Origin of the sequence: Actinoplanes sp. CA-030573 (genome assembly GCF_050951115.1) — a bacterium.
In the GTDB taxonomy this organism is placed as follows: Bacteria; Actinomycetota; Actinomycetes; order Mycobacteriales; family Micromonosporaceae; genus Actinoplanes.
Map to the genome: position 1 here is coordinate 9,099,218 of NZ_CP192038.1, position 25,199 is coordinate 9,124,416.

A 25,199-nucleotide genomic window follows, 5' to 3' on the forward strand; every position below is an offset into this window, starting at 1 on the left:
CTCGCTCGCATGCAGCACCACATCCGGCCCGACGGGACGCCGCCGGTCAACGGTTACAGCCATGCCGTCTCGTTCGCGGGGCCGACGCTGCTGATCTCGGGACAGGTGCCGCTGGACGCCGAAGGCCGCCTGGTCGGCTACGACGATCCGGCCGAGCAGACCCGCCAGGTGTTCCGCAACATCGCCGCCATCCTCGACGACGCCGGCGCGGCGATGGGCGACGTGCTGAAGCTGACCGTGTTCCTGACGAACATGGCCGATCTCGCGGCCTTCCGCACGGTCCGCGACGAGTTCGTGGACGTGTCCCGCCCGCCGGCGAGCTCGCTGGTCCAGGTCGGCGGTCTGGTGCATCCGGCGTTCCGCGTCGAGATCGAGGCGATCGCCGCTCTGCCCGCTCGCTGACATAGCCTAACTCCGTATGCCTCTTTCGTGGAATCGTTAATCCGTTAGGGCCGGAAAAGGCACTCCCGGTACGCGATTTTCGTCCGCCGTTTCTCACGTTCGGCCGCCGTCAAGACCGTATTGATCTCGCTCCGGGTTGAGCGGGCGGCGCATTGTTGCTAGCGACAACTCTTCCCTGGTGGCAATAGTTGCATCGGATCCAGAGGTGCTGATCAGAAGCGCGCGGGTCCGCCTTTCGGGGTAACCGGAACGGTCGCGTGCGGGTGGCGCAGCGTTCGGAACAGCACGGACGGAATACCTATCGCCGGGCGATTCCGGGTCGGTCATCTTGGTCGCAGCGCCGGACGCCGAAACGGCCCGGTCACACCGACAGATCACCGTTCCAGGAGGAACTCACCCATGCGCAAGCTCACCAAGCGTTCGGCCGCTTTCGTCGGCGGCTCGGTCCTCGCCATCACCGGTGGAACCGCGGCGTTCGCCTACGCATCCGGGTGGTTCAACGGCTCCGGCACCGTCAACGCGCAGAGCTCGACGATCCAGCCGGTGATCGCCACTATCAACGGCGTCTCGAACATCTGGCCCGGACACGCCGTGAATGCCACCGCGTCGATCGGCAATTACAACGAGTATCCGGTGACCGCCACGTCGGTGGACGCGAAGTCGATCGTCGTCAAGGTCTATGACAACGCTGCCGACGTCAATAACAAGAAGGAGAGCACCGACTGCGGGCAGAACGACGCGCACATCACGCTCGCCGACCCGGACGACGTGAACATCGATGCGGGCAAGACGGTCGGTGCGACGTTCCCCAACTTCGTCTCCATGACGGAGGACGCCAGCCCGAAGTGTGCCGGCAAGATCTTCAAGATCACGTTCAAGCTCAACGGCGAGCTTCGTTCCGCCTGATCCCACCCGGCTCTCCCACCGAAAGCGCAGGAGCTTGAAGCGTGAAATGGCGGACGACAATCACCGCGCTGGCGTTGATCGTCCTTCCCCTGGCGACTCTCGGCTCGCCCGGATCGGCCGAGCGCGACCGGCCGCAGCTGATCCTGGTCGGCCGGGACGGCAGCAGCTCGGACCGGTTCACCGTGGAGGGAACGTCGGTTCAGGGTTTGTACCCGGGCGCCGCGAGACGAATCAGGCTCACCATCGTCAATCCCGGCCGATGGAACCTGCGGATCGACCGGCTCGGTGGGAGAGTCGTCAGGACCTCGCGGCGCGGCTGCCCGACCTCGGGACTGCGCGTCTCGAGCTACGGCGGCCGGCTGCCGGCCCTGGTCCGGGCGCACGGCCGCACGACGCTGCCGGGGACGTTCTCCGTCTCCATGCCCCCGAGCACCACGCCGAAGTGCGCCGCGACGAGGTTCACGATCGGCCTGTACGGTGCCGGTGCCCGGACCGGCCGATGAGACGACCGCTCACCTACCTGGTGGTCGCGGCGGTGGTCGGCGCCCTCGGCGTCGCGGGCACGATGGTCGCCCGCGCCGACTGGGCCATCCCGAGCAAGCCGGTCTCCTTCCGGGTGCGCTCGGAGAAGATGCCGCGCGGTGTCACGCCGAGCGTCGCCAAGCAGGGCGGCGGCGCGCTGGTCAGCTGGAGCGCGCAGGAGATCGCGCCGGGCGACCGGATGGACCGCTACGTGGTCACGGCGCACAGCGTGAGCGAACCGCCGCTGCCCGACGTCACGCACACCGTGACCGCCGGCGGCGGAGCAAGCGAGTCGGTCACCTTCGCGGCGGCGGAGGTCGCGGGCGGGAAGTGGTATTGGACCATTGTCCCGAAGTACCGGCTCTGGGTGGGCGAGGAGAGCGGCAGGAGCGACCGCCTCGCCTTCCCCGGCGCGCCGGCCGTGCGGTCGGCCGGCGCGAACCCGGCCACCGAGGCGGCGGTGGCCGGGCCCGCCGCTCCGCCGGCCACGCCGCCGGCGGCCACGACGGCGCCCGCCACCGCGGCGCCGGCGGACACTCCCCACGCGACGCCGGCCGAGACCCGGTCGGCGTCGCCCGAAGCCACACCCATCCCGGTCGCCACCGGGAGCGACGAGTCCGCGCCTACCGTCGCCCCCGGCTGAGCGGACCGGGAAGGTCGAGCCCCCGGCAGGGTCCCAGCGCCGGGGGCTCGATCTATTTCTTGAGCGCGTACGGATTAGGCCGAGCGGTTCTGCTTGCATTTCTCGGCACGCACCGGAACATGAGAACCGAACCGGCCACGACCAGGGGATTCGTCGACCTTTGGGCATCACCCCATGGGGTTAAGCCGGACAGTCGCTCCTGTGCGATATATGCGTGCACAACGGCGGACGGAATGCCGATCACACGACCCGGCGTCGTCGGGGAACGTTGAATACACAGTTTCTACGGTCCTTGAGGAGGAACGCGCCCGCATGCGAACGCTCGGCAGACGGCTCGCCGCCGAAGGATTTGAGGCGCGCTCGTGATCAGGCTCGACTCGCTCACCCGGCGACGCGACACCACCGCGAAACGGGAGCGGACCGGGCACATCGAGCTGCGCCCGTCCGATCACGAGGAACCGACCTGGGAGGTCCGCCATCCCGGCGACGCGCGACGCCGCCGGCTGGACGGACGCACCCGGGCGATCCTCTCGGTCGCGGCGGCCGCGGCGGTGGTGGTGAACGCCGGCGCCGCCTACGCCTACTGGCGGATCACCGGGTCCGAGACCGGGCACTGGAACGCCGGCTCGTCGGTGGACCTGGCGCTGCGGGCCCGCTCCGACCTCAACCATCCGCTGTTCCCGGGCCAGGTCGGCAACCTCACGGTGACGGTCACCAACGACTTCGACTACCCGATCCGGATCACCTCGGTCACCCCCGGCGCCGGCAACATCGTGGCCGACACCGAGCATCGCGAACGCGGGTGCAAGGACACCCGGGTGCGCCTGACCCGCGAGCGTTTCGCGGTGTCGTGGGAGGTGCCGCGCAACACGATCGGCGCGTTCACGCTCACCGACGCATTGAGCATGAACCCGGACGCGAACGGCTCCTGCAGCGGCGCGATCTTCACCGTGCCGGTGCAGGCGTCGGGCGTCGGCCGCAACCCGACCTCGGAAGGCTAGACCGTCTGCTCGCTCAGATCGGGCTCGGTGATCGTCACCCGCACCAGCACGGTCGCCTGGATGGTCTGGCGCTGCGGGTCGAGCTGGAAGACCGGCGCGCTCTCCCGCCCGTCGTAAGCCATGGCCCGCGCGGCGATCGGCACGATGCCGCCACCACCGCCGGCGACCTCGTCGGAGATCTCGACGAGCTGGTCGACGCGGCTGCCGACGGCCGACGCGTACTCCCGGGCCCGGTCGAGCGCGTCGGTGATCGCGGCCTTGCGCACCTCGGCGCCGGCCTTGCTGCCGCGGCGCAGCTGCCACCAGGGGCCGGTGATCGAGACGTCCCGGGCGGCGGCGAGCCGCGGCAGCATCTCGCCGAGAACCTCGAAGTCGCTCACGGTCACCGAGGTGTCGATGTTCCCGACGTACGCCGCGGGCCGCTCGCCCGCGCGCTTGAAGTCGGGATAGACCTGGACGCCGCCGGTCTCGCGGCGCTCGACGGCCTCGCCGTAGCCGTCCAGCAGCGCGCGCAGCACCGCCGAGCTCTCGGTGAGCCGGGCCAGCACCGCGTCCTTGTCCCGATCTCGGACGGACACCGAGGCGTTGAAGACGGCCAGCTCGGACGGCACCTCGCGGATCGCCTCGCCGCGTACCAGAATCGTCGGCTGCATGGCTCGAAACTAGGCCATCATGGCCGCCGATGGCCATGCGCCGTCACATCTCCCATCGCAGCCGGGTCAGCTCGGTCAGCGCCTCGCGGGCGTCGGCCACCAGCCGATCGGTGTCGGCCGCGGTCAGGCCGGCCGCGACCTCGGCCCGCTGGATCCGGCTGCCCCGCACCCGCAGCCGGAACAGGCCGCGCGGCCCGGCGATCACGCGCTCCGCCTGCCGCTCGCGCAGCCGGTCGTCGGCGTCGTCGATCAGCCGGTAGGCCTCCGCGATCCGGCCGCGGGCGGCGTCGAGGAAGCCGCCGTCGTCGACCGGCGGCAGCGGACCGGACAGTTCCTCCGCCACTATCGGTGACGGAAAGTGACCCACTCGGCGCAAAATCAGCGGCACCAGCGCCGCCTTGAGCCGGGCCGTCTCCAACGCCTCGAGCAAGCCGGCGGCCACCCGCGCCGGCCCCAGCGACGCCGGCCAAACCGGCAGCAGGCTGATATCCAGAAACCGGCCCACGGCGTCGACCACGGCAAACGCCGTGCCGGTGCGGTCGGGGCCGGTGATCCGGTCGAGCCGGATCGCCATTCTCTCTACTTCGGTCACGAATCGGCGCACGTCCCCCACGCGCGCGTCGTCGCTCCGGTCCGCTTGGACGGATGAATGCACCGTCGATCCCCCCAGATCTGAGCGGCACTGAGAGTAACGCACGGTGGTGTGCGCATTCGACCCCGCGAATGCGCCCGTTCGTGCCAATCCCGGTGGAGCTCGATCAGGAGGTTCGGCGGCGGAGCCTCACCACGAGGAACACGACGAGACCGACGACGAGCACCAGCAGCCCGGCGACGACAACCAGGAACAGCCAGGCCGGCAGCCCGGTGTCCTCGCTTTCCGGTGCGGCCGCCGGCGGTCCCTGGGCGTTGACGTCGGTGTCGGCCGGCTTGGTGGTCGCCGTCGCGCTCGGTGGGGTGCGCGGGGCGGTCAGGGCGGCGATGGCGTCGAGCTGGCCGTAGCCGTACTTGTCGTCGCGCCCCTTCGGACCCCGGTCGACCGCCGTGCGGGTGAGCCGGTCGACGACCTCCGCCGCCGACATGTCCGGATATTTGGCTCTCATCAGGGCGGCGACGCCCGACACGAGCGCGGTCGAGTCGCTGGTGCCCTGGGCCAGTGCGTATTTGTTGCGCGGCCGGGCGACGGTCATTTGCGTGCCGTAGGCGACGAGGTCGAGTTCCGGCCCATAAGCGGAGAAGTCGGCGACCTTGTTGTTCCGATCCACCGCGCCGACCGCGAGCACGTTGTTCAGCTTGGCCGGCATCTGGACCGGCCCGGGGTCATTGCCCGATCCGGCGACCAGCACCACATCGGCGGCGGCCGCCTCGTTGACCGCCTTCTGCATGATGTCGTCGCCGTGGCCGATCGTGAACGACATGTTGATGACCTTGGCGCCGTGCTCGATCGCCCAGCGGATCCCGTCGGCCGCGACCCCCGGGTCCTCGGTCGGGCTGACCGACATCACCTTGCTGCGCGGGGCAACGCCGAGCAGGCCGTCGCCGCTGCCGTGGCCCCGACCCGCGATCAGGGTCGCGATGCCGGTGCCGTGCGGCCAGGTGTCGAGGTTGTCGTCCGGGGCCTTGCGGGCCGTGTTCCACCCGGGCACAGTCGCGCCGCGCAGGTCCTGGTGGCTTTTGTCGACGCCGCTGTCGAGCACCGCGACGATCACGCCTTCCCCGCCCTTGCCCAGTTCCTGGGCCTCGGCGAGCTTCATCGGGCCGAAATACCACTGTGCCGCCCGCTGGGCGTCGGCCCGGGCCGGCGTGCCCGGCAGCAGGGCCACGAGAAGGGCGGCGCCGAGTGCCGCGCCGCCCGTCCGCAGGGATCGGATCACTACCGCCAACCGATCACGTTCGGCCCCGGGTCGTGCCGGGGGTTGTCGGACGACGGGGCGATCACCGGGTCCACGCCCTCGGCGACCTCCCACGGGTTGTCCGGGTCGAAGTCGTACTCGTCCTCGCTACCGCCCGCGCGCCGGCCGCCGCGGCCCGGCATCCCGGTCATACCGGGGTTGTTGCGGTTGGGGCCGACCTCGTCGTCGGGCAGCCACGGGGGCCGGGCCGGCTTGGCGCCGCGACCGCCCGCGCCACCCCGCCCGCCGACGCCCTCGCCGGCCGCACCGACGCCGCCGCGAACGCCGCGGCCACCGCCGGGCTCGCCGATACCGCCGCCGAGCCGGCCACCGCGGCCGCCACCTACGCCGCGGCCACCTACGCCGCCACCACGCCCGCCGACGCCACCGCCGCCCGCGCCCATCGGTATGCCGCCGCCCCGACCGCCGGCCGCGCCGGGCTCGCCGATGGTTCCGCCGAGCCGGCCGCCCGGGCGGATCCCACCGGCCCGGCCGCCGCCGGCCGGGATCGGCGCGCCGCCGCCGCTCGGCAACAGGCCGGGCACGTACCCGCCGCCACCGCCGCCGCCACCGATACCGGGAGCGGGCAGCGTGCCGCCGCCACCACCGATGCCGGTCGTGGGAAGGGTGCCGCCCGGTCCGCCGGGAGAGGGCGGCTGTCCCGGCGTGATCACGCCGGCCAGGTCGGGGCCGCTACCGCCGGAGACGCTTCCGCCGCCGCCGATGCTGCCCACGCCGCCGGCGCCGCCACCACCGATGCCACCACCACCGCCGCTGCCGCCGCCGAGATCACCGGGGCCGTCCACGCTGCCGCCCTGGTTGCCATCGGGCAGCGTGGCGTCGTGGCCGGGCAGGTGCGGGGGCGGGTTGTGCGGCACCTCTGCGGTGATCCCGCGCGAGGTGGAGCCGCCGGTCCGGCCACCGCCGCCGGTCGGCTTCTCGCCGCTGCCCGGTTCCTCGTCGATGCTCCCACCGTCGATCTTCAGCGAGTACGGCTCGGGGACCTTGAGCTGGGCCACCGAGTCCTCGACCGCCCGCTCCGCGGTGATCATCGCGTTGCGGGCTTCCTTGTCGATGTCGTCCTCGGCGTGGTCCCACCAGTTGGGGACCCAGTCGTCGCTCTTGTCCTTGTACTTCTCCCAGAGCGGCTTGATCGTCGTCTTCGCGGTCTGGATCGCGGTCACGATGTTGTCGAGGCCGCTGCCGGTCGAGTCGGCGTCGGCCGACGCCGCGTCCAGCTTGCCGATCAAGATGTCGAGCTCGTTGACGAAGGCCGCCGACGACGCGTTCTCCTCCGGGGGCCAGGCGGCCACCAGGTCGGCGCGGGCGGTCAGCAGCGCCTGGCGCTGGCTGCGCACCGAGCCGGCCAGCGTGCGCCAGGCGCTCACCTGGTCACGGCCGGCGTTCTCGTCCTCGTCCATCACCATCGACCAGAGCCGGGGCGTGTTGTACGCACCCCAGTTCGTGCACCAGCTGCTGGTCAGCACCGGGTCGCTCATACCGCCCTGTTCCCTCCGTACGGGCGGCCGTCGATCTCGGCCTGCCGCTTCCGGGCATCCGTCACCGCCTGCGCCATCAGCCCGCGCACCTCGTCGGCCCGCTTGCCGGCCCGCCCGTCGGTCTCCTGGACGGCCGCGGCGACCTTGGCCGCCGCGTCGGCCAGGATCCGCGCCGCATCCATGTAGGCGTGCACGTTATTGGTATGGGCGATGAGCGCGTCCACGTACCGCTGCTTGGCAGCGTGCACGCCGCCGCTCGCGTTCGCGGCCCCGAACGTCACGCCCTGCGAAAGATCGACGCTCGCCCGCGAGTAACCCGCGTCGAGCGTCGCGCTCGTGTCGTTCTGCACCTGGTTGGAGAACTTGTTCAGCCCGTCGGTCTCGACGCGCACCCCGTCAGCCACGACCGCCTCCCCGCAGCGTCGTCATCCTGCATCGCCCCGAGGGTAACGATGGGCGTCGACATGACGAAACCCCGGTCTCAGGTGAGGCGGGCCGCCGCCGCGGCGACACGCTCGTCGCTCGCCGTCAGTGCGATGCGTACGTGCTGCCGCGCCGCGGGGCCGTAGAAGGCACCGGGAGCTGCGAGAATGCCCTTCTCGGCGAGCGCGTCGACGGTCGTCCAGCAGTCCTCGCCGCGGCTCGCCCACAGGTAGAGCCCGGCCTCGGAGTGTGTGATCTCGAAGCCCGCCTTGACCAAAGCGGTACGCAAGATGTCCCGGCGGGCGCCGTAGATCTCACGCTGCCGGTCGACGTGGGTCTCGTCGCCGAGGGCGGCGACCATGGCGGCCTGCACCGGCGCCGGCACGATCATGCCGCCGTGCTTGCGGACCGCGAGCAGCCCGGCGACCAGCGCCGGGTCGCCGCCGACGAAACCGGCGCGGTAGCCGGCCAGGTTCGACCGCTTCGAGAGCGAGTGGACGGCCAGCACCCCGGTGTAGTCGCCGCCGGTGACGGCGTCGTCGAGCACCGAGACCGGCCGGGTCTCCCAGCCGAGCGCCAGGTAGCACTCGTCGCTGACCACGATCACGTCCCGCTCGCGCGCCCAGTCGACGACCTTGCGCAGGTGCTCGGCCGGGAGCACCTTGCCGGTCGGGTTGGACGGCGAGTTGATCCAGAGCAGCTTGACCGGACCCGGGCCGAGCGCGGTCAGCGAGTCGCCGCGGACCACGGTCGCGCCGGCGAGCAGGCCGCCCACCTCGTACGTCGGGTAGCAGACCGACGGGATCGCCACGACGTCGCCGGGGCGTACGCCGAGCAGCGTGGGCAGCCAGGCGACCAGCTCCTTGGAGCCGATCGTGGGCAGCACGCCGAGGTCACCGGACGCGTTGCAGGCGCGGGCGAGCCAGCCGGCGATCGCGGCACGGAGCGCCGGGGTGCCCGCGGTGAGCGGGTAGCCCGGCGCGTCCGACGCGTCCGCGAGCGCCTTCCGGATCAGCTCCGGGACCGGGTCGACGGGCGTGCCGATCGACAGGTCGACGATGCCGCCGGGATGCGCGGCGGCTTTCGCCTTCGCCGGCTCCAGCAGGTCCCAGGGGAAATCCGGCAAGGCCGACGCGAGAGCGCTCAGTGGTCGCCCCGGGGCGGCTGCGCGGCCACGAACGCCGCGTCCTTGTCGATCTTGCCCTTCTTGGCGGCGCCGCCGGGCGAGCCCAGGTCCTCGAAGAACTCGTAGTTCGCGTTCGTGTAGTCCTTCCACTGGTCGGGCACGTCGTCCTCGTAGAAGATCGCCTCGACCGGGCAGACCGGCTCACACGCCCCGCAGTCCACACACTCATCGGGGTGGATGTAGAGCATCCGGTTGCCCTCATAGATGCAGTCGACCGGGCATTCCTCGATGCATGCCTTGTCGAGCACATCGACGCAGGGCTCAGCGATGATGTAGGTCACGGGTCTTTCCCTCCAAAGCCACGCTCAGCGATCCTCTACGACGTGGAACCGCCGGCGACAGTTGCAGAGCCTAGTATCTCCGCCGGAGGAGGTGACACGTGCTCCGTCGGCAGGATGTGGGACACCGGGTGGTGGTACGCCGGATTGTAGGCGTATCGCAGGAACGCACACTGTATTCGGATGCCCTCGGGGAGCTGGTCGACCTCACCGAGACGGATCTCACGATCGCCACCGCCAAGGGCACGCTGCGGGTGCCGCTGGGCGAGGTGCACCGGGCCAAACGCGTACCGGCCGCTCGTCGCCCGCCGGCCGCCGACGTGATCGCGCTCGAGCTGGCGGCCAACGACGCCTGGCCCGCACCGATCCAGGGCCGCCTGGGCGGATGGATATTGCGCGCGGCCGGGAACTGGACGGGCCGGGCCAACTCGGCCCTGGCCGTGGGCGACCCCGACCGTACGCTGGAGGCCGCCATCGACGCGGTGATCGAGTGGTATGCGGCACATGGCCAGCAACCGCTGATCAACGCGCCCATGCCGCTGGCCGCCCCGGTCAACGCCGCCCTCGACGACCGCGGCTGGACCGCCCGGCCACTGACCCTGGTGCAGACCGCCCCGATCGCCGCCCTGCTGGCCGGGGTGCCGGCCCGCGGTGACCTGCCGCCGGTCGATCTCGCCGACGCGCCCGGTGACGAGTGGTACGAGATGGTCGCCGAGCACAAGGGCGCCCTGCCGCCGGCCGCACCACGCATCCTCACCGGTGTGCCCGAGCTGGCCTTCGCCCACGTCCGGGACGCCGGCGGCGAGCTGATCGCGGTGGCCCGCGGCGCGGTGACCGGACCGGACCGGTGGCTCGGCGTCTCGCTGCTGCAGACCGCGCCCGCGGCCCGCCGGCGCGGCATCGCCCAGCAGGTGATGCGCGGGCTGGCCCAGTGGGCGGCACAGCGCGGCAGCAGCCGCGCCTACCTGCAGGTCGAGGAGCGGAACGCGGCCGCGGTCGCGCTCTACGGCCGGATCGGCTTCAGCACCCACCACACCTATCTGACCCGCGAGGCGCCGCTCGCTCCCTAGCGCCGGACGACCCTGCGCGGCTTGGCGGCCCGCCTCTCCGTGTAGGCCTTCAGCGAGCGGGAGCGGTAGTCGCGGCCGAGCATCACGGCGAGCCAGTAGCCGAGCAGCGTGCCGACGATGGCGAACCCGGCGTAGAGCCAGATCTGCGAGAAGAAGTCGCCGGCGCCGCCCTTGAACGGCTGGCCGCCGCTGATGAACGGTCCGACCAGGACGGTCAGCAGCATGCCGCCGGCGGCGCCGAACACGAGGTCGGGCAGCAGCCAGTCGCTCGGGCGTTTGCGCTGGCTGGCAAGGAAGGTCCAGACGGCGAGGGTCAGGCCGATCACGCCGAACATGATGATCGTCGCGCGGCTCTCGGCCGAGTCGTCGCCGTCGAAGCCGAGGCGGATGACCAGCCGGGCCACGACGTTGATCGCGAACAGCCCGACCGCCAGCGCCGCGGGCGCGAACCAGCGCTGCTGCCTCATTTCGTCCTCCCCGGGGACGCTTGACGATGGTGGGTCGGGATCCTAACGCCGGGTGAACGTCCGGCGCTGGACCCGACGGCCATCTTTGCGGATGACGCGCCACGCGTCCCTGGGGGAAGGCTGGGAGTCTGCTGCTAATCGCGGGGAATGCGCTTGAGGATCATGCGGTACGAGTAGACGGCGAAGGTCAGGCTGCCGGCCAGGATCATCACCAGCGCGACCCAGTCCTCGCCGCCGAGCAGGTAGTCGCCCTCGTGCGTGCGCACCCCGGCGGCGAACAGCATCATCAGCGTCCAGAGCGCCCACGGCGGGCCCAGCGCCCAGCGCCGCCCGGTGGTGCTGACCGCGAACCAGGCGATGGCCCAGTTCGCCACCACCGCGAGCAGGATCGACAGCCCGACCACCGGGCCGCCGCCGGAGCCGATCGCGTCACCACGCCAGATCGTGCCGAGGTCGCCCCAGCGCAGGGTGGTGAGCAGCAGCTCCAGCACGCCGGTCACGACCGCCGCGGCCACCGCGACGATCACCCCGCCGGCCCGGACGACCGGCTCCCAGCCATTTCCGGCCGGCGTCTCGGCCGGCGTCTCGACCGGGGCCTCCTGCTGCGTCATCTCGCGGCCGCGTCCGCTCTGACCGGCTCGTCGACGGCGAGGCCGGCGAACAGGTCGCTCTCCCAGTTGTGCGGCCCGTCGCCGGGACCGCGCTCGCCCTTGGCGAGCAGGAAGTACTCCACGCCCATGAACTCGCCGCCGAAGTCGCCGGCGATGCCGTAGAGCCACGAGTTGTCGGGGATCTGGGTCGCGTGCGCGCGCATCGCCGCGACCTTCTTCTGGTAGTGGTCGGTGCCGTCGAGCCGGGCCGCGATCTCCTCGTCGGTGTGCCCGAACGGCAGGTCCTCGACCCTTTCCACGTCGGCGAACGGGTTGTCGTCGAGCTCGCGGAACGCCTCCATGCCGTCGCGCAGGACGCTCAGCGGCATCGCGGTCCAGTAGATCTTCTCGGGGCCGTCGGGACCGGCCAGCTCGGCCGCCCGCATGGCCACCCGATGGGCCTGGATGTGGTCCGGATGACCGTAGAAGCCGTTCTCGTCGTACGTGATCATGACCTGCGGCCGGATCTCGCGAATGATCTCCAGCAGGTAGCCCGCCGCCTCGTCCAGGTCGGCGCCCCAGAACGCCCGCGGATGCTCGTTGGTCGGCAGCCCCATCATGCCCGAGTCGCGGTAGCGCCCCGCACCGCCGAGGATCCGGTGGTCGGTGACGCCGAGGGCCGCGCACGCCCGGTCGAGCTCGGTCAGCCGGTAGCCGCCGAGCTGGTCGGCCTGCTTCGCCTCGAGCTGGGCGAGCTCGGGCACGTGGATCTCGCCTTCCTCGCCGAGCGTGCAGGTCACGAGCGTCACGTGCGCGCCGGAGGCGGCGTAGTGGGCCATGGTCGCGCCGGTGCCGGTGACCTCGTCGTCCGGATGGGCGTGCACCAGCAGCAGGCGGCGTGCGGGCAGGGCGTCTGTCACGCGCGCAACTCTACGCGGGGCGGCGCGTGCCCTTTTGCCACCCGGCTGCGAGTTTGCGCCCCGGGGAACCGCGTTGATCAGCGATGCTGTCCGGGTGGACTACCCCGGACTCGCCGCCCGCACCGGTCACTTCCGCTACGGCGCGCCGCACGCCGTGACGATCGGGTCCGACGGCGGCCGGGTGGTCTTCCTGCGCTCGGGCGGCCCCGCGGACCCGGCGGCCGCGCTCTGGACCCTCACCGTGGCCACCGGCGCCGAGACGAAGATCGCGGAAGGACCGATTCCCGCGTACGCCGTGGACCGTGACGCCCGCACCGCCGCCTTCGCCCGCGAGGGCCGTCTGTTCCGTGCCGACCTGGTCGCCGGCGGCGTGACCGAGCTGCACACGCCGACGCCGGTCCTCGATCCGCGCCCGGACCCGATCGGCCGGCACATCGGCTACGTCAGCACGGCCGGCGGCTCGGCGGCGCTGCGGGTGGCCGGGCCCGGCGGTGACCGCCTGCTGGCCGGCGAGCCGGGGACGGCGTGGCGGGAGCACGGCGGCCTGATCTCGTGGGGCGTGCCCGACCCGGCCGCGGTCCGGTTCGGCCGGCGGCGCGGCTGGTGGTGGTCGCCGGACGGCACCCAGATCCTGGCCACCCGTACCGCCGGGGCGACCAGCCTGCACCTGCTCGACCTCGACGAGGGCTGGGTCGACGTGCACTGGGACCGGGAGACGTACCCGTACGTGGTGAACGTGCGGTGGGCGGACGGCGGCGGCCCGCTGATCACCGTCCTGCGCCGGATGCAGCAGCACGGGCTGGTGCTCGCGATCGACCCGCGCACCGGCGAGACCCAGGTGCACGCCGAGCTCGCGGACGCCCGCTGGGTGGAGCCGGTGGCCGGGACGCCGCGGCACCTGCCCGACGGCCGGGTGCTGGTCGGCGGGGAGCTGGCGCACGACGGCTTCGACGCGCGCTGCCTGTTCGCGGACGGAAGCCTGCTCACGCCGCCCGGCCTCTATGTGCGGCGGGTGGTCGGGACGCTGCCGCGGGCCGATGCCCCGGCGGGTGCGCCCGATCTCGTGGTGGAGGGAACCGAGGGTGACCCTTCGGCCCAGGCGGTCTACCGGGTGCGTACCTCCCTGGGTGGAGGTGGCGCCGAAGCGCGCGAGATCAGCTCGGCCCCCGGCTGGCATCGCGCCGAGGCCGCCGCCGACGTCCTGGTCCTCGACGGCACCGTGTGGCGCGGCGACGCCCGCGTCGCCACGCTGCGCAACCTCGCGGCGCCGCTGCCCTACCACCCGGCGCCGATCCTGGAACGCGTCACCGATCGCCGCCTGCCCACCGCGGTGCTCTATCCGGCCGGCTTCGTCGGCGGCGCCAAGATCCCGGTGCTGCTCACCCTGGGCGAGGGCCCCGGGCATCAGCAGGTGGTGACCGACCCGGCGGCGTGGCAGGAACGGCAATGGTGGGCCGACGGCGGCTTCGCGGTGGTCAGCGTCGACGGCCGGGGTACGCCCGGAGTCGCGCCGAGCTTCGAGAAGGTGGTCCATCGCCGCCTCGTCGACGTGGCGCTGACCGACCAGGTCGACGCGCTGCACGCGCTGGTGGGCAAGCATCCCGACCTGGACCTGGGCTCGGTCTCGGTGCGCGGCTCGGGCCTGGGCGGCTGGCTGGCGGCGATGGCGGTGCTGCGCCGCCCGGACGTCTTCCACCGCGCCGTGGCCCGCGAGCCGGTCGTCGACTGGTACGACCTGCCGGCCCCGTTCGCCGACCGCTACCTGGGCGACCGCGCCGACTCCGCCGACGTCTACGCCCACCACAGCCTGGCCGAGGCCGCCGCCCAGTCCGACCGCTCCCGCCCGCTGCTGCTGGTCGGCGCCACCCTCCCCGGCGTCGACTCGACCCCGTCCGCCTCGCTCGCCGAGGAGTTAGCCTTCCTGCGGGAGCAGCCGATCGGGTAGTCGCTAGGAGAGATGGCATGAGACTAGTCTTTGTGAGAGAGTCTGACCTCGATCGCATGGGAGACGCCATGACCACTGCCATCTTCAGCGACGGGCGGCCGCTGTCCGAGGCCGAGTTCCTCGATATCGGCGAAACGCCTGAGCGCATAGAGCTCTTCGACGGGAGCCTCCACGTGAGCCCGGGACCCACCCCTCGCCATCAGAAAATCTCACGCACTCTCGCCAACGCTCTGGACGCCGGGGCGGAGAGTGCAGGTCTCCAGGTACTGGAGGCGGTGAACCTTCGGGTCGGTCCCAGCCGGATCCCGATTCCCGACGTGGTCATCGCGACGGCGATCGATCTCGACGAGTTGGTCATCGACGCCTCTGACGTCCGCTTCGTTTGCGAGATCACCTCGCCGTCCAACGCGTCCACCGACAAGGTGCTGAAGATGCACTACTACGCGGACGCCAACATCCCCTGGTATCTCGTGATCGACACCAAGGCGCGCGCCCTGCGGCTCTATCGCCTCGAGGACGGCAGATACGTCGAGCAGACCGCATGCGAGCCCGGCGATGTCCTCCGACTGACCGAGCCAGTCGTCGCGTCCATCGATCTGGCCGAGTTGCTGCCGCCGGCCTGATTTTTTGTCGTACCGGTCCCCTAGGGTCGGTTGCATGAACCACTTCGATGAGGCGACCGCGGCGGTGCAGGCCGCCCTGGAGGCCGGGGCGCGTTACGCCGACGCACGGGTCATGGTGCGCCGCACCGAGTCGATGACCGCCCGCGACGGGGATGTCGAGGATCTGAGCTCCGACGAGAGCGCCGGCCTCGGCGTACGGGCGCTGGTGGGTTCGAGTTGGGGTTTCTACGCCGTTCCCGACCTCTCCGAGGCCGCCGCCCGCGCGGCCGGTCGCCGCGCCGCGCAGATCGCCGCGGCCAGCGCCACCGTTGCGGGACCGCCGATCGAGCTGGTGCCGGCCGGCGCCGGCGAGGCGAGCTGGGCCAGCGACTGCGTGATCGACCCGCTGAGCGTCCCGCTGTCCACCAAGGGCGACCTGCTGGTCCGGGCGACCCTGGCGGCCAAGGAGGCGGGCGCCGACATCTCCGAGGCGCTCTACCAGATCTGGGACACGCGCAAGTGGTTCGTCTCCAGCGAGGGCCACCGCATCGACCAGCACATCCGCGAGTGCGGCGCGGGCGTGACCGCCAGCGTGATCGGCGACGGCGAGGTGCAGCGCCGGTCCTGGCCGTCCTACGGCGGGCAGCACGGCACCCGCGGCTGGGAGCTGGTCGACGAGCTCGACCTGGTCGGCAACGCGCCGCGGATGGCGGAGGAGGCCCGGGCCCTGGTCACCGCGCCGCTCTGCCCGGCCGGCGAGACCACGCTGATCCTCGGCGGCGAGCAGCTCGCCCTGCAGATCCACGAGTCCGTGGGGCACGCCATCGAGCTCGACCGCATCCTCGGGTGGGAGGCTGCCTTCGCCGGCACCAGCTGGCTCGACCTGGCCAAGCTCGGCTCGCTGCGCTACGGCTCCGACCTCATGAACATCACCATCGACCCCGGCATCCCGGGCGCGCTGGGCAGCTTCGGCTACGACGACGAGGGCACCCCGGCCACCAAGCGCGACGCGGTCCGCGACGGCATCTGGGTCGGCGTGCTCGCCGGGCGCGACTCGGCCGCGGTCGCCGGCCTCGACTACGCCGGCAGCGTCCGGTCCGACGGCTGGGCGCGGCTGCCGATGGTCCGCATGACCAACGTGGGTCTCGAGCCCGGGCCGCACACGCTCGACGAGATCATCGCGGCCACTGACGACGGCGTCTACATGGAGACCAACCGCTCCTGGTCGATCGACGACCGCCGGCTCAACTTCCAGTTCGGCTGCGAGCTCGGCTACGAGATCAAGAACGGCAAGCGCGGCCGTCTGCTGCGCAACCCGACCTACACCGGCATCGGCCCGCGGTTCTGGCAGTCGATGGACATGCTCTCCTCCGAGACCATCGCCTGGGGCACACCCAACTGCGGCAAGGGGCAGCCGGGCCAGGTGGGTCACACCGGCCATCCGGCGGCGCCGGCTCGCTTCACCGACGTACGAGTGGGGGTGCGCGGATGAGCGCCGAAATCATCCGGAGCGGGGCCGAGCTCGAGCTGGCCGCCCGCGTGGTCGAGCTGGTGCGCTCGACCGTGGGGCCGGCCGCCGAGGCCGAGGTCAACGTGCAGCACAAGGCCGAGGCGCTGACCCGGTTCGCCAACTCGGCCATCCATCAGAACGTGGCCGACGCGACCACCACCGTCCGCCTGCGGATGCATCTCGACGGGCGCACCGCCGCGGGCTCGACCACGATCACCGGCGCCGACGGGTTGCGGGCCCTGGTCGACCGCACCGTCGACGCGGTCCGGCTCAGTCCCGCCGACGCGTCCTGGCCGGGCCTCACCCCGCCGTCGCCGCTGCACCAGTCGGCGGCCCATCACGGCTCCGGCGACCGCTCGGGCCTCGACTTCGGCTTCGACGAGGCGACGGCGCGCGCCACCCCGGCCGAGCGGGCCGAGCGGGTCCGCGACTTCGTGCGCGCGGCCGGCGGCCTCGAGACGGCCGGCTACTGCCGCACGATCTACCTGTCCGCGGCCTTCGCGAACAGCGCCGGCCAGGCGGTCGAGGGCCGCGCGGCCGAGGCGGCGATGGACGGCATCGCCCGGCACAACGGCGCCGACGGCGTGGCCCGCCTGGCCAGTGGCCGCCTGGCCGCCCTCGACGGCGCGCGCCTGGGCGCCCGGGCCGCGGCCAAGGCCCGGGCCGGCGAGCGCCCGATCGAGCTGCCGCCCGGCCGCTACGAGGTGGTGCTCGAGCCGGAGGCGGTCGCCGACCTGCTGGGCAACTTCATGATGTTCGGTTTCAACGGTCGCATGTACACCCAGCGCCAGTCGTTCGCCGAGCTCGGAGCCGAGCAGTTCGACCCGTCCGTGACCATCGTGGACGATCCGCTCGGCAGCCGCGGCGAGCCCGCCCCCGACCTGCCCTTCGACGGCGAGGGCACGCCACGCGAGACGCTGGTGCTGGTCCGCGACGGCGTCACCAAGGCGGTCGCCCACGACCGCCGCACCGCGGCCGAGGCCGGCGCCGAGTCGACCGGCCACGCGTGGGACCTGTCCCGCACCTGGGGCCCGGTCCCGACCCACCTGCGCCTGGAGGCCGCACCGGCCGCGACCGAGCCGCCGGTCCCGCCGGCCACCCTCGACGACCCCGTCGCCGAGTCGGCCCGCCCGCTGGTCGCCCGCATGGAGCGCGGCCTGCTCATCACCGACCTCTGGTACACCCGGGTCCTCGACCCGAAGAGCCTGGTGATCACCGGCCTGACCCGGAACGGCGTCTGGCTGGTGGAGGACGGCCAGATCACCGCCGCGGTCGGCAACATGCGCTTCACCCAGTCGTACCCGCAGGCCCTGGGCATCGGCATGGTCCACGGCATCGGCAGCGAGTCGGTCCTGCTGCCCGACAGCTGGGGCGGCGTCCGCTACGCGGCCCCCGCCTTGCACCTGGCGTCCTGGAACCTGACCGGCAACGCCTCCGGCTGACCGCTCATCGGTTTCGCGCGGCGTGCGCGCATTGACCGGCGTGTTTGACTGAGCCGGTGAGCGACACGCCACGCGACCCGGACGACGACGACGTCCCGACCAGCCGGCTCCCCACCGGCCGGGACCGACGCGACCGCGCCGACGACCCGGTGACCGGCCCACCGGCGGCCGCGGCAGGCGCAACGGGCGCCGCAGGCGCAACGGGCGCAGCGGGCGCGGCTGACGCCCCCGGCCGAGGCGGCCCGGCGGCGTGGGCCACCGGCGGCACGTTCTCCTCCGACGACCCGGACGAGCCCGCCCACTCCGCTTCGTTCCCGCCGTCCGCCACATCCGCTCGGCGCCCCAGCACCTCATCGCCCTCCACCGGCGCCGCGGCCTCACGCTCCGCCGGCGCCGCCTCCTCGCCCTCGGCCAGCGCCGCCGCCTCGCCCTCCAACGCCACCTCGCCGTCCGGCGACGCCACCGCCTTACAGTCCGCCTGGCCCTCCGCCGACGCGACCGCCTGGCCCTCCGCCGGCGCGGCTGCCTCACCCTCCGCCGGTGCCGCTGCCTCACCCTCTGCCGGCGCCACCGCCTCGCGCTTTACCAGCGCCGCGGCCTCACCCTCCACCAGCGCTGCCGCTCCTCCCTCACCTGCCACCTCGCCGGACAAATCCGATTCATCCGGCGGGGCGGGCACTGCGAGCGGCAGCGGTGCGAGCGGCAGCGGTGCGAGCGGCAGCGGTGCAAGCGGCAGCGGTGCAAGCGGCAGCGGTGCAAGCGGCAGCGGTGCAAGCGGCAGCGGTGCAAGCGGCAGCGGTGCAAGCGGCAGCGGTGCAAGCGGCAGCGGTGCAAGCGGCAGCGGTGCAAGCGGCAGCGGTGCAAGCGGCAGCGGTGCAAGCGGCAGCGGTGCAAGCGGCAGCGGTGCAAGCGGCAGCGGTGCAAGCGGCAGCGGTGCAAGCGGCAGCGGTGCAAGCGGCAGCGGTGCAAGCGGCAGCGGTGCAAGCGGCAGCGGTGCAAGCGGCAGCGGTGCAAGCGGCAGCGGTGCAAGCGGCAGCGGTGCAAGCGGCAGCGGTGCAAGCGGCAGCGGTGCAAGCGGCAGCGGTGCAAGCGGCAGCGGTGCAAGCGGCCGGACGAGCGGTGGACGGCGGCGGATGTTCAGCCTCGGGCCGGCCTCGAGCGGGCCCCTCGACGAGCACCAACGCCGGCGCCGGCGGTGGTTCGTGGCGGCCGTCTGCGTGGGCGCGGCGATCGTCGTCATCGCGCTCTGCGCGGGGGCGCTCTCCGTGGTCAACCGGATCGACGGGGTGCGGGACCGGGTCGCGGTCGCCCGTGACTCCCGGCAGGTGCGCGACACCAACTGCCTCGACCTCGAACGGCGGCTCAACAAGCTGATCCCGCCGGGCTCGACCGCCACGCCGTCGGGGCGGGCGACGGCCATCCGGGACGAGAACGCCGCCCTGCGGATCTACGTGGACCAGCTGGACACCCAGCGAGACGAGGACGCCTGGCGGCAGCTGGTCGACGCCCGGACCGTCTACGCCGACGCTCTCGATCGGCAGGCCAAATCCCGTACGCCCGCGTTCTTCGTCGCTCCCCGGACCGACGACGGCCGTGCCGTGAGCGATGAGCTGACCGATTTATCCCCGGCGTCCTGCGCCGGACCGATCCGGCGGCTCGCGGCGCCCGAACTCTGATCGAAACCGGTCCGTAACCAAGATCCACTAGTGCCGGCAACGCCTGCCGTCGCGAGCGGGGCTCAATTTTGTGACATACACGTCATCCCTGAGCCGCAAACTGTCTGACCCCCGGCGTAACGTGTGCCACACATCACGCACGCATGGCGGCTGAAGGGCTCCCCGGCCCGTTAACAGCCGGGTCATATGACAGGCACGTCAGGAGATCGAATGACGACGACGGCAACGAAGCCGGGCGCCGGGCGCACGCGCGCGGCGATCGCGGCGAAGACGTTGCGTACCGACCGATGGTGGTTTCCCCCACTTGTCACCTTCGTAGGTCTTGCGGCATGGGTCATCTACGCGACCGTCCGCGTCTTCATGCACAAGTGGTATTACGTCGCGGATTACCACTACCTCACGCCGTTCTACTCGCCGTGTCTGACCGACCGGTGCGTGGAGGGGTCGGCCGAGTTCGGCACGCCGTTGCCGAGCTTCTGGCTCATCCCCGAGGCCGCCTTCACGCTGCCGTTCCTGCTGTTGTTCCGCCTCACCTGCTACTACTACCGCAAGGCGTACTACCGCGCGTTCTGGCTCTCGCCGCCGGCCTGCGCCGTGCCCGACGCCCACCAGAAATACACCGGTGAGACGCGCTTCCCGCTGATCTTCCAGAACATTCATCGGTACGCGTTCTACGCGGCCGGGATCATCTCGCTGATCAACACGTGGGACGCCATTCGCGCGTTCCAGAGCCCGAGCGGTTTCGGCTTCGGGCTGGGCAACATCATCCTGGTCGGCAACGTGGTCATGCTCTGGGCCTACACGCTGTCCTGCCACTCGTGCCGCCACATCGCGGGCGGCCGGCTCAAGCACTTCTCGAAGCACCCGCTGCGCTACCGGTTCTGGACCTTCGTGTCCAAGCTCAACACGCGGCACATGATGCTGGCCTGGATCACGCTCGGCACGCTCGCACTCACCGACTTCTATGTCATGGCCGTCTCCGCCGGTTGGTGGAACGACCTGCGGTTCATCGGCTGAGAGGAGCGACGACGATGACCACCCGAATCGAACGGCACCACTACGACGTCGTCGTGATCGGCGCCGGCGGCGCCGGCCTGCGCGCGGCGATCGAGGCCCGGCTGGCCGGCAAGCGTACGGCGATCATCTCGAAGTCGCTGTTCGGCAAGGCCCACACGGTCATGGCCGAGGGCGGCGCGGCCGCGGCGATGGGCAACGTGAACTCGCGCGACAACTGGATGGTGCACTTCCGGGACACCATGCGGGGCGGCAAGTTCCTCAACAACTTCCGGATGGCCGAGCTGCACGCCAAGGAGGCGCCCGAGCGCATCTGGGAGCTCGAGACGTACGGGGCCCTCTTCGACCGCACGAAGGACGGCAAGATCTCGCAGCGGAACTTCGGCGGCCACGAGTACCCGCGCCTCGCCCACGTCGGCGACCGCACCGGGCTCGAGCTGATCCGCACCCTGCAGCAGAAGATCGTCTCTCTGCAGCAGGAAGACTTCGCCGAGACCGGCAGCTACGACTCGAAGATCCGGGTCTTCGCCGAGACCACGATCACCGAGCTGATGCTCGACGGCGACCGGATCGCGGGCGCGTTCGGCTACTACCGCGAGACCGGCGAGTTCCTCCTGTTCGAGGCGCCGGCCGTGGTCCTGGCGACCGGCGGCGTCGGCCGCAGCTACAAGGTCACCTCGAACTCTTGGGAGTACACGGGCGACGGCCACGCGCTGGCCCTGCGCGCCGGCGCGACGCTGATCAACATGGAGTTTCTCCAGTTCCACCCGACCGGCATGGTCTGGCCGCCCAGCGTCAAGGGCATCCTGGTCACCGAGTCGGTCCGGGGCGACGGCGGCGTGCTGCGCAACTCCGAGGGCAAGCGCTTCATGTTCGACTACGTCCCCGACGTGTTCCGCAAGCAGTACGCGGACACCGAGGAGGAGGCCGACCGCTGGTACACCGACCCGGACAACAACCGCCGCCCGCCGGAGCTGCTGCCCCGCGACGAGGTGGCCCGGGCGATCAACAGCGAGGTCAAGGCCGGTCGCGGCACCCCGGCCGGCGGCGTCTACCTGGACGTCTCCACCCGCATGCCGGCCGAGACCATCATCAAGCGGCTCCCGTCGATGCACCACCAGTTCAAGGAGCTGGCCGACGTCGACATCACCAAGGAGCCGATGGAGGTCGGGCCGACCTGTCACTACGTGATGGGCGGCGTCGAGGTCGACCCCGACACGGCGGCGGCGTTCGGCCGGGTCGAGGGTCTCTTCGCGGCCGGTGAGGTCTCCGGCGGCATGCACGGCTCCAACCGGCTCGGCGGCAACTCGCTCTCCGACCTGCTGGTCTTCGGCAAGCGGGCGGGCGAGCACGCGGCCTCGTACGTCGACGCGCTCACCAAGCGACCGAGGGTCACCACGGCCGACGTCGAATCGGCGGTCGACGTGGCCCTGGCGCCGTTGCAGCGGCAGAGCGGCGAGAACCCGTACACGCTGCAGCAAGATCTTCAGGCCGTGATGGGTGACCTGGTCGGCATCATCCGCCGCGCCGGCGAGCTCAGTGACGCCCTCAAGCGGCTGCAAGACCTCAAGCAGCGGGTGGCGAACGTCGGCGCGACCGGCGGCCGGCAGTACAACCCGGGCTGGCACCTCGCGCTCGACCTGCGCAACATGCTGGTCGTCTCGGAGTGCACCGCGAAGGCCGCGCTCGAGCGGGAGGAGTCGCGCGGCGGCCACACCCGCGAGGACTTCCCGTCGATGAGCGCGGACTGGCGCAAGGTCAACCTGGTCTGCTCGCTCGACAAGAGCGGCGACGTGCACCTCGAGCGCAAGCCGCTGCCGAAGATGCGCGAAGAGCTGATCTCCCTGTTCGACCGCGCCGAGCTGTCGAAGTACCTCACCGATGACGAACTGGCCGACTTCGACGCGCTGGCCGGCGCGAGCAAGACGGAGGCGAAGTAATGGGCACCAAGCGCCACTTCCGCGTCTGGCGCGGCGACTCGAACGGCGGCGAGATCCAGGACTACGACGTCGAGGTCAACGACGGCGAGGTCGTGCTCGACATCATCCACCGGCTGCAAGCCACCCAGACGCCTGACCTGGCCTGCCGGTGGAACTGCAAGGCCGGCAAGTGCGGCTCCTGCTCGATGGAGATCAACGGCATGCCCAAGCTGGGGTGCATGACGCGGATGTCCACCTTCGAGGAGGACGAGACCGTCACGATCACGCCGCTGCGGACCTTCCCGGTCATCCGCGACCTGGTCACCGACGTCTCCTTCAATTACGAGAAGGCACGCGAGACGCCCGCGTTCGCGCCGCCGGAGGGAGTGGCGCCGGGCGAGTACCGGATGCAGCAGGTCGACGTCGAGCGCTCGCAGGAGTTCCGCAAGTGCATCGAGTGCTACCTCTGCCAGAACACCTGTCACGTGGTGCGCGACCACGAGGAGAACAAGACCGCGTTCTCCGGTCCGCGGTACTTCATCCGGGCGGCCGAGCTCGACATGCACCCGCTCGATGCGCGCACCGACCGCAAGGAGTACGCGCAGGCGCACCAGGGCCTCGGCTACTGCAACATCACCAAGTGCTGCACCGAGGTCTGCCCCGAGCACATCAAGATCACTGACAACGCGATCATCCCGATGAAGGAGCGCGTGGTGGACCGTCGCTATGACCCGCTGGTCTGGCTGGGTCGCAAGATCTTCCGGCGCGATCAGCTGGACGAGCAGCCGGCCTTCACGGCGGCGGGCCCGGGCCAGGGCTCGATGGCGCCCAGCACGTCGACCGGTGTCACCGGCGTGGCGGCCGGTACGCCGTTCGCCAGCGCCCGCGGTCCGGAGGCGCCGCCGATCCGCGCCGACGGCAAGATGGACGTTGCCGAGCTGGCCATGCCGCACCAGGGCGGCCCGTCACCGTTCGGGGACGACCAGGAGTTCCCGCTGGATCCCGATCACCTGGTGTACAACCACCCCGCCTCCGACAAGGACGACGAGCAGGAGCACCACTAGCAAGTGGTTTCGTGAGCGCGGGGCCGGACCGATCGTTGGTCTGGGCCCGCGTTCGCCTTTCCGCCCGTCAGTTCTGGGCCCGGACCGGCACCGCCCTGGCCTTCCGGCCGTCAGCGTGGCTCGGCGGGCTGGTCGGCCCCGTCGGTGGGGGCCAGCTCCTTCTGGGCGATGGCGATGTCGTGCCACGCGCCGTTCTTGAAGCCGATCCGCGGATGCACGCCGACCGGCCGGAAGCCCAGTTTCGCGTGCAGACCCTCGCTCGCCGGGTTGGGCAGGGTCATCTTGGCCACGGCGACCCGGAAGCCGCGCTCGGCCAACCGGGTCAGGAGCGCCTCGTAGAGGGCCCGGCCCACGCCGGAACGCCGCCGGGCGGGCGCGAGGTAGATGCTGGTCTCGCACGACCATCGGTAGGCCTCCCGGGCGGCGAAGGGGCGGGCGTACGCGTACCCGGCCACCCCGCCGTCGATCTCGGCCACCAGCCAGGCGTGCTTGGCCGACGCCTCCCGGATGCGCTCGGCCATCTCGGCCTCGGTCGGCGGCTCCAGCTCGAAGCTGACCGCGGTGTCCAGCACGAACGGCCGGTAGATCGCGGCGCAGGCGGCGGCGTCGGACTCGGCCGCGTCCCGGACCGTCAGGTCCGGCGGTGTTTGCTCAGCCAACTCAGGACCTCCAGCGCGTGCATCGCGGGAGCGGCGATCGGATGGAAGACATGCTCGATCACGTCGTCCCGGATCACCAGCGTGAGCCGCCGATAGAGAACCATGTCACCGGCGCCGAACGTGGGCAGGCCGAGCGCGGTGGCAAGCGTCATGCGGGGATCGGGCAGCAGCGGGTACGGCAACCGCAGCCGATGCACGAGCTCGCGCTGATAGCCGGTGGACTGCGCGGACAGCCCGAACACCCGGGCGGCGCCGGCCGCGAGCAGCTCGGCGTGGTGGTCGCGGAACCAGGAGGCCTGCTCGGTCGAACCGCGGGCGCCCGGGATCTCGAGCAGGCTGTCGGGCAGGTCGACGCCCGGCCGGCCGGTCAGCGGGTAGACGAAGACGATGCTGCGCCCCGGCCCGAGCTCGCCGAGGTCGACCGGCTGCCCGTCGGTCGCGTAGAAGCTCAGGCTCGGCACCCGCGCGCCCACCAGCTCGCCCGGATCGGCGCTCCCCCGCCCCGGCGCCGGCGGTCGCACCCGGCCGGCCGCGATGTCGAGCCGCTCGTGCAGCCCGTCCCGCTGAGCGGTGAGCTTGCCGATCCGCTCCTGAAGCCAGTCGATCGCGCTGCGATAGGTGGCGACCGCGGCCGGGCAGACATCGGCGTCCCGCCCGTCGGCCAGGCTCTCCACGAATGGCCGCGTCTCCTCGACGCTGAGCCCGAGCGCCGTCAGCTCCCGGATCTGCTGCACCAGCCGCACGGCGATCGGCTCATACTCCCGGTAGCCGTTCCCCAGCCGCCGGGGCACCACAAGCCCGGCCGCCTCGTAGTACCGCAGCGCCCGCACCGTCGTCCCCGTGCGGCGCGCCAGCTCACCCACCCGCATGCGGGGACCATAAACCCACACCCTCGGGTACGGGTCAACGCAGTGCCGCC

28 protein-coding genes are annotated in these 25,199 nt (G+C 71.7%); 14 read left to right on the forward strand and 14 right to left on the reverse strand.

All coding sequences use genetic code 11. From position 1 onward, the window contains the following. The first annotated feature begins 9 nt into the window (after positions 1-9). The 5 genes from ACQP2F_RS42055 (at position 10) to ACQP2F_RS42075 (ending at position 3,474) form a co-directional block, all read left to right on the forward strand. Positions 10-402, forward strand: a complete 393-nt coding sequence (locus ACQP2F_RS42055) for a RidA family protein (protein WP_433297870.1) — start codon at positions 10-12, stop codon at positions 400-402. Positions 403-801: 399 nt separating this feature from the next. Next, positions 802-1,308 carry a hypothetical protein gene (locus ACQP2F_RS42060; protein ID WP_433297872.1) on the forward strand — a complete coding sequence of 169 codons (507 nt, stop codon included), beginning with the start codon at positions 802-804 and terminating at the stop codon, positions 1,306-1,308. A gap of 41 nt (positions 1,309-1,349) precedes the next feature. Next, on the forward strand, positions 1,350-1,811 hold the full coding sequence (locus tag ACQP2F_RS42065; RefSeq protein ID WP_433297875.1) for a hypothetical protein: 462 nt from the start codon (positions 1,350-1,352) through the stop codon (positions 1,809-1,811). Then, positions 1,808-2,473, forward strand: coding sequence for a hypothetical protein (locus tag ACQP2F_RS42070; RefSeq protein ID WP_433297878.1), 666 nt, complete (start codon positions 1,808-1,810; stop codon positions 2,471-2,473). The genes ACQP2F_RS42065 and ACQP2F_RS42070 overlap by 4 nt, the downstream gene beginning before the upstream one ends. A gap of 362 nt (positions 2,474-2,835) precedes the next feature. After that, positions 2,836-3,474 (forward strand): hypothetical protein, encoded by a 639-nt coding sequence (locus ACQP2F_RS42075; protein WP_433297880.1) that lies wholly within the window; start codon positions 2,836-2,838, stop codon positions 3,472-3,474. On the opposite strand, the gene ACQP2F_RS42080 is transcribed toward ACQP2F_RS42075, so the two are convergent. The 7 genes from ACQP2F_RS42080 to fdxA form a co-directional block, all read right to left on the reverse strand. Beyond that, positions 3,471-4,127: an SIMPL domain-containing protein gene (locus ACQP2F_RS42080; protein WP_433297883.1), complete on the reverse strand. Its 657-nt coding sequence runs from the start codon at positions 4,125-4,127 to the stop codon at positions 3,471-3,473. The genes ACQP2F_RS42075 and ACQP2F_RS42080 overlap by 4 nt on opposite strands. Positions 4,128-4,170: 43 nt before the next feature. Further along, positions 4,171-4,701: a hypothetical protein gene (locus ACQP2F_RS42085; protein ID WP_433297885.1), complete on the reverse strand. Its 531-nt coding sequence runs from the start codon at positions 4,699-4,701 to the stop codon at positions 4,171-4,173. 184 nt (positions 4,702-4,885) lie between these two features. Next, on the reverse strand, positions 4,886-5,998 hold the full coding sequence (locus ACQP2F_RS42090) for a S8 family peptidase (RefSeq protein WP_433307837.1): 1,113 nt from the start codon (positions 5,996-5,998) through the stop codon (positions 4,886-4,888). Further along, positions 5,998-7,515, reverse strand: a complete 1,518-nt coding sequence (locus ACQP2F_RS42095; protein ID WP_433297888.1) for a hypothetical protein — start codon at positions 7,513-7,515, stop codon at positions 5,998-6,000. Before ACQP2F_RS42095 ends, ACQP2F_RS42090 begins: the two co-directional genes overlap by 1 nt. Then, positions 7,512-7,919, reverse strand: a complete 408-nt coding sequence (locus ACQP2F_RS42100) for a hypothetical protein (protein WP_433297890.1) — start codon at positions 7,917-7,919, stop codon at positions 7,512-7,514. Before ACQP2F_RS42100 ends, ACQP2F_RS42095 begins: the two co-directional genes overlap by 4 nt. Before the next feature lie 77 nt (positions 7,920-7,996). Beyond that, complete coding sequence (gene dapC, locus ACQP2F_RS42105; RefSeq protein ID WP_433297893.1) at positions 7,997-9,064, reverse strand: succinyldiaminopimelate transaminase; 1,068 nt, start codon at positions 9,062-9,064, stop codon at positions 7,997-7,999. Between the two features lie 17 nt (positions 9,065-9,081). Further along, positions 9,082-9,405 (reverse strand): ferredoxin, encoded by a 324-nt coding sequence (gene fdxA / locus ACQP2F_RS42110; RefSeq protein ID WP_263029596.1) that lies wholly within the window; start codon positions 9,403-9,405, stop codon positions 9,082-9,084. A gap of 98 nt (positions 9,406-9,503) precedes the next feature. Here fdxA and ACQP2F_RS42115 point away from each other — a divergent pair, with 98 nt between their 5' ends. Then, complete coding sequence (locus tag ACQP2F_RS42115) at positions 9,504-10,472, forward strand: GNAT family N-acetyltransferase (RefSeq protein WP_433297897.1); 969 nt, start codon at positions 9,504-9,506, stop codon at positions 10,470-10,472. Here ACQP2F_RS42115 and ACQP2F_RS42120 read toward each other — a convergent pair. The 3 genes from ACQP2F_RS42120 to mshB form a co-directional block, all read right to left on the reverse strand. Beyond that, positions 10,469-10,939, reverse strand: a complete 471-nt coding sequence (locus ACQP2F_RS42120; RefSeq protein ID WP_433297900.1) for a hypothetical protein — start codon at positions 10,937-10,939, stop codon at positions 10,469-10,471. The two genes, ACQP2F_RS42115 and ACQP2F_RS42120, sit on opposite strands and share 4 nt — an antisense overlap. Positions 10,940-11,073: 134 nt before the next feature. Then, the gene (locus ACQP2F_RS42125; protein ID WP_433297903.1) at positions 11,074-11,550 is read right to left on the reverse strand and encodes a hypothetical protein; all 477 of its coding nucleotides are present in this window, start codon (positions 11,548-11,550) and stop codon (positions 11,074-11,076) included. Continuing rightward, positions 11,547-12,449: an N-acetyl-1-D-myo-inositol-2-amino-2-deoxy-alpha-D-glucopyranoside deacetylase gene (gene mshB, locus ACQP2F_RS42130; protein WP_433297906.1), complete on the reverse strand. Its 903-nt coding sequence runs from the start codon at positions 12,447-12,449 to the stop codon at positions 11,547-11,549. Before mshB ends, ACQP2F_RS42125 begins: the two co-directional genes overlap by 4 nt. 154 nt (positions 12,450-12,603) lie before the next feature. Here mshB and ACQP2F_RS42135 point away from each other — a divergent pair, with 154 nt between their 5' ends. The 4 genes from ACQP2F_RS42135 to ACQP2F_RS42150 all read left to right on the forward strand — a co-directional run bounded on the left by ACQP2F_RS42135 (position 12,604) and on the right by ACQP2F_RS42150 (position 17,948). Continuing rightward, a complete protein-coding gene (locus ACQP2F_RS42135) occupies positions 12,604-14,394 on the forward strand; it encodes a prolyl oligopeptidase family serine peptidase (protein WP_433307839.1) in 1,791 nt (596 codons plus the stop codon). 68 nt (positions 14,395-14,462) lie between these two features. Next, positions 14,463-15,017: a Uma2 family endonuclease gene (locus ACQP2F_RS42140; RefSeq protein WP_433297908.1), complete on the forward strand. Its 555-nt coding sequence runs from the start codon at positions 14,463-14,465 to the stop codon at positions 15,015-15,017. Positions 15,018-15,051: 34 nt separating this feature from the next. Next, positions 15,052-16,488, forward strand: a complete 1,437-nt coding sequence (locus ACQP2F_RS42145; protein ID WP_433297910.1) for a TldD/PmbA family protein — start codon at positions 15,052-15,054, stop codon at positions 16,486-16,488. Continuing rightward, positions 16,485-17,948, forward strand: a complete 1,464-nt coding sequence (locus ACQP2F_RS42150; protein WP_433297912.1) for a TldD/PmbA family protein — start codon at positions 16,485-16,487, stop codon at positions 17,946-17,948. The genes ACQP2F_RS42145 and ACQP2F_RS42150 overlap by 4 nt, the downstream gene beginning before the upstream one ends. 4 nt (positions 17,949-17,952) lie before the next feature. On the opposite strand, the gene ACQP2F_RS42155 is transcribed toward ACQP2F_RS42150, so the two are convergent. After that, positions 17,953-18,558: a hypothetical protein gene (locus tag ACQP2F_RS42155; protein WP_433297914.1), complete on the reverse strand. Its 606-nt coding sequence runs from the start codon at positions 18,556-18,558 to the stop codon at positions 17,953-17,955. After that, positions 18,531-19,052 (reverse strand): pentapeptide repeat-containing protein, encoded by a 522-nt coding sequence (locus ACQP2F_RS42160; RefSeq protein WP_433297916.1) that lies wholly within the window; start codon positions 19,050-19,052, stop codon positions 18,531-18,533. Before ACQP2F_RS42160 ends, ACQP2F_RS42155 begins: the two co-directional genes overlap by 28 nt. A gap of 29 nt (positions 19,053-19,081) precedes the next feature. Between ACQP2F_RS42160 and ACQP2F_RS42165 the strand changes: the two genes are divergently transcribed. The 4 genes from ACQP2F_RS42165 (at position 19,082) to ACQP2F_RS42180 (ending at position 23,621) form a co-directional block, all read left to right on the forward strand. After that, positions 19,082-19,624, forward strand: a complete 543-nt coding sequence (locus ACQP2F_RS42165) for a hypothetical protein (RefSeq protein ID WP_433297919.1) — start codon at positions 19,082-19,084, stop codon at positions 19,622-19,624. Between the two features lie 210 nt (positions 19,625-19,834). After that, on the forward strand, positions 19,835-20,641 hold the full coding sequence (locus ACQP2F_RS42170) for a hypothetical protein (protein WP_433297922.1): 807 nt from the start codon (positions 19,835-19,837) through the stop codon (positions 20,639-20,641). Positions 20,642-20,655: 14 nt separating this feature from the next. Continuing rightward, positions 20,656-22,578 (forward strand): fumarate reductase/succinate dehydrogenase flavoprotein subunit, encoded by a 1,923-nt coding sequence (locus ACQP2F_RS42175; protein WP_433297925.1) that lies wholly within the window; start codon positions 20,656-20,658, stop codon positions 22,576-22,578. After that, positions 22,578-23,621, forward strand: a complete 1,044-nt coding sequence (locus ACQP2F_RS42180; RefSeq protein ID WP_433297928.1) for a succinate dehydrogenase/fumarate reductase iron-sulfur subunit — start codon at positions 22,578-22,580, stop codon at positions 23,619-23,621. Before ACQP2F_RS42175 ends, ACQP2F_RS42180 begins: the two co-directional genes overlap by 1 nt. A 110-nt stretch (positions 23,622-23,731) precedes the next feature. On the opposite strand, the gene ACQP2F_RS42185 is transcribed toward ACQP2F_RS42180, so the two are convergent. Continuing rightward, entirely contained in the window at positions 23,732-24,280 is a 549-nt protein-coding gene (locus ACQP2F_RS42185; RefSeq protein WP_433297930.1) for an N-acetyltransferase family protein, read from the reverse strand. After that, a complete protein-coding gene (locus tag ACQP2F_RS42190; RefSeq protein WP_433297932.1) occupies positions 24,253-25,149 on the reverse strand; it encodes a MerR family transcriptional regulator in 897 nt (298 codons plus the stop codon). The genes ACQP2F_RS42185 and ACQP2F_RS42190 overlap by 28 nt, the downstream gene beginning before the upstream one ends. Positions 25,150-25,199 lie beyond the last annotated feature (50 nt).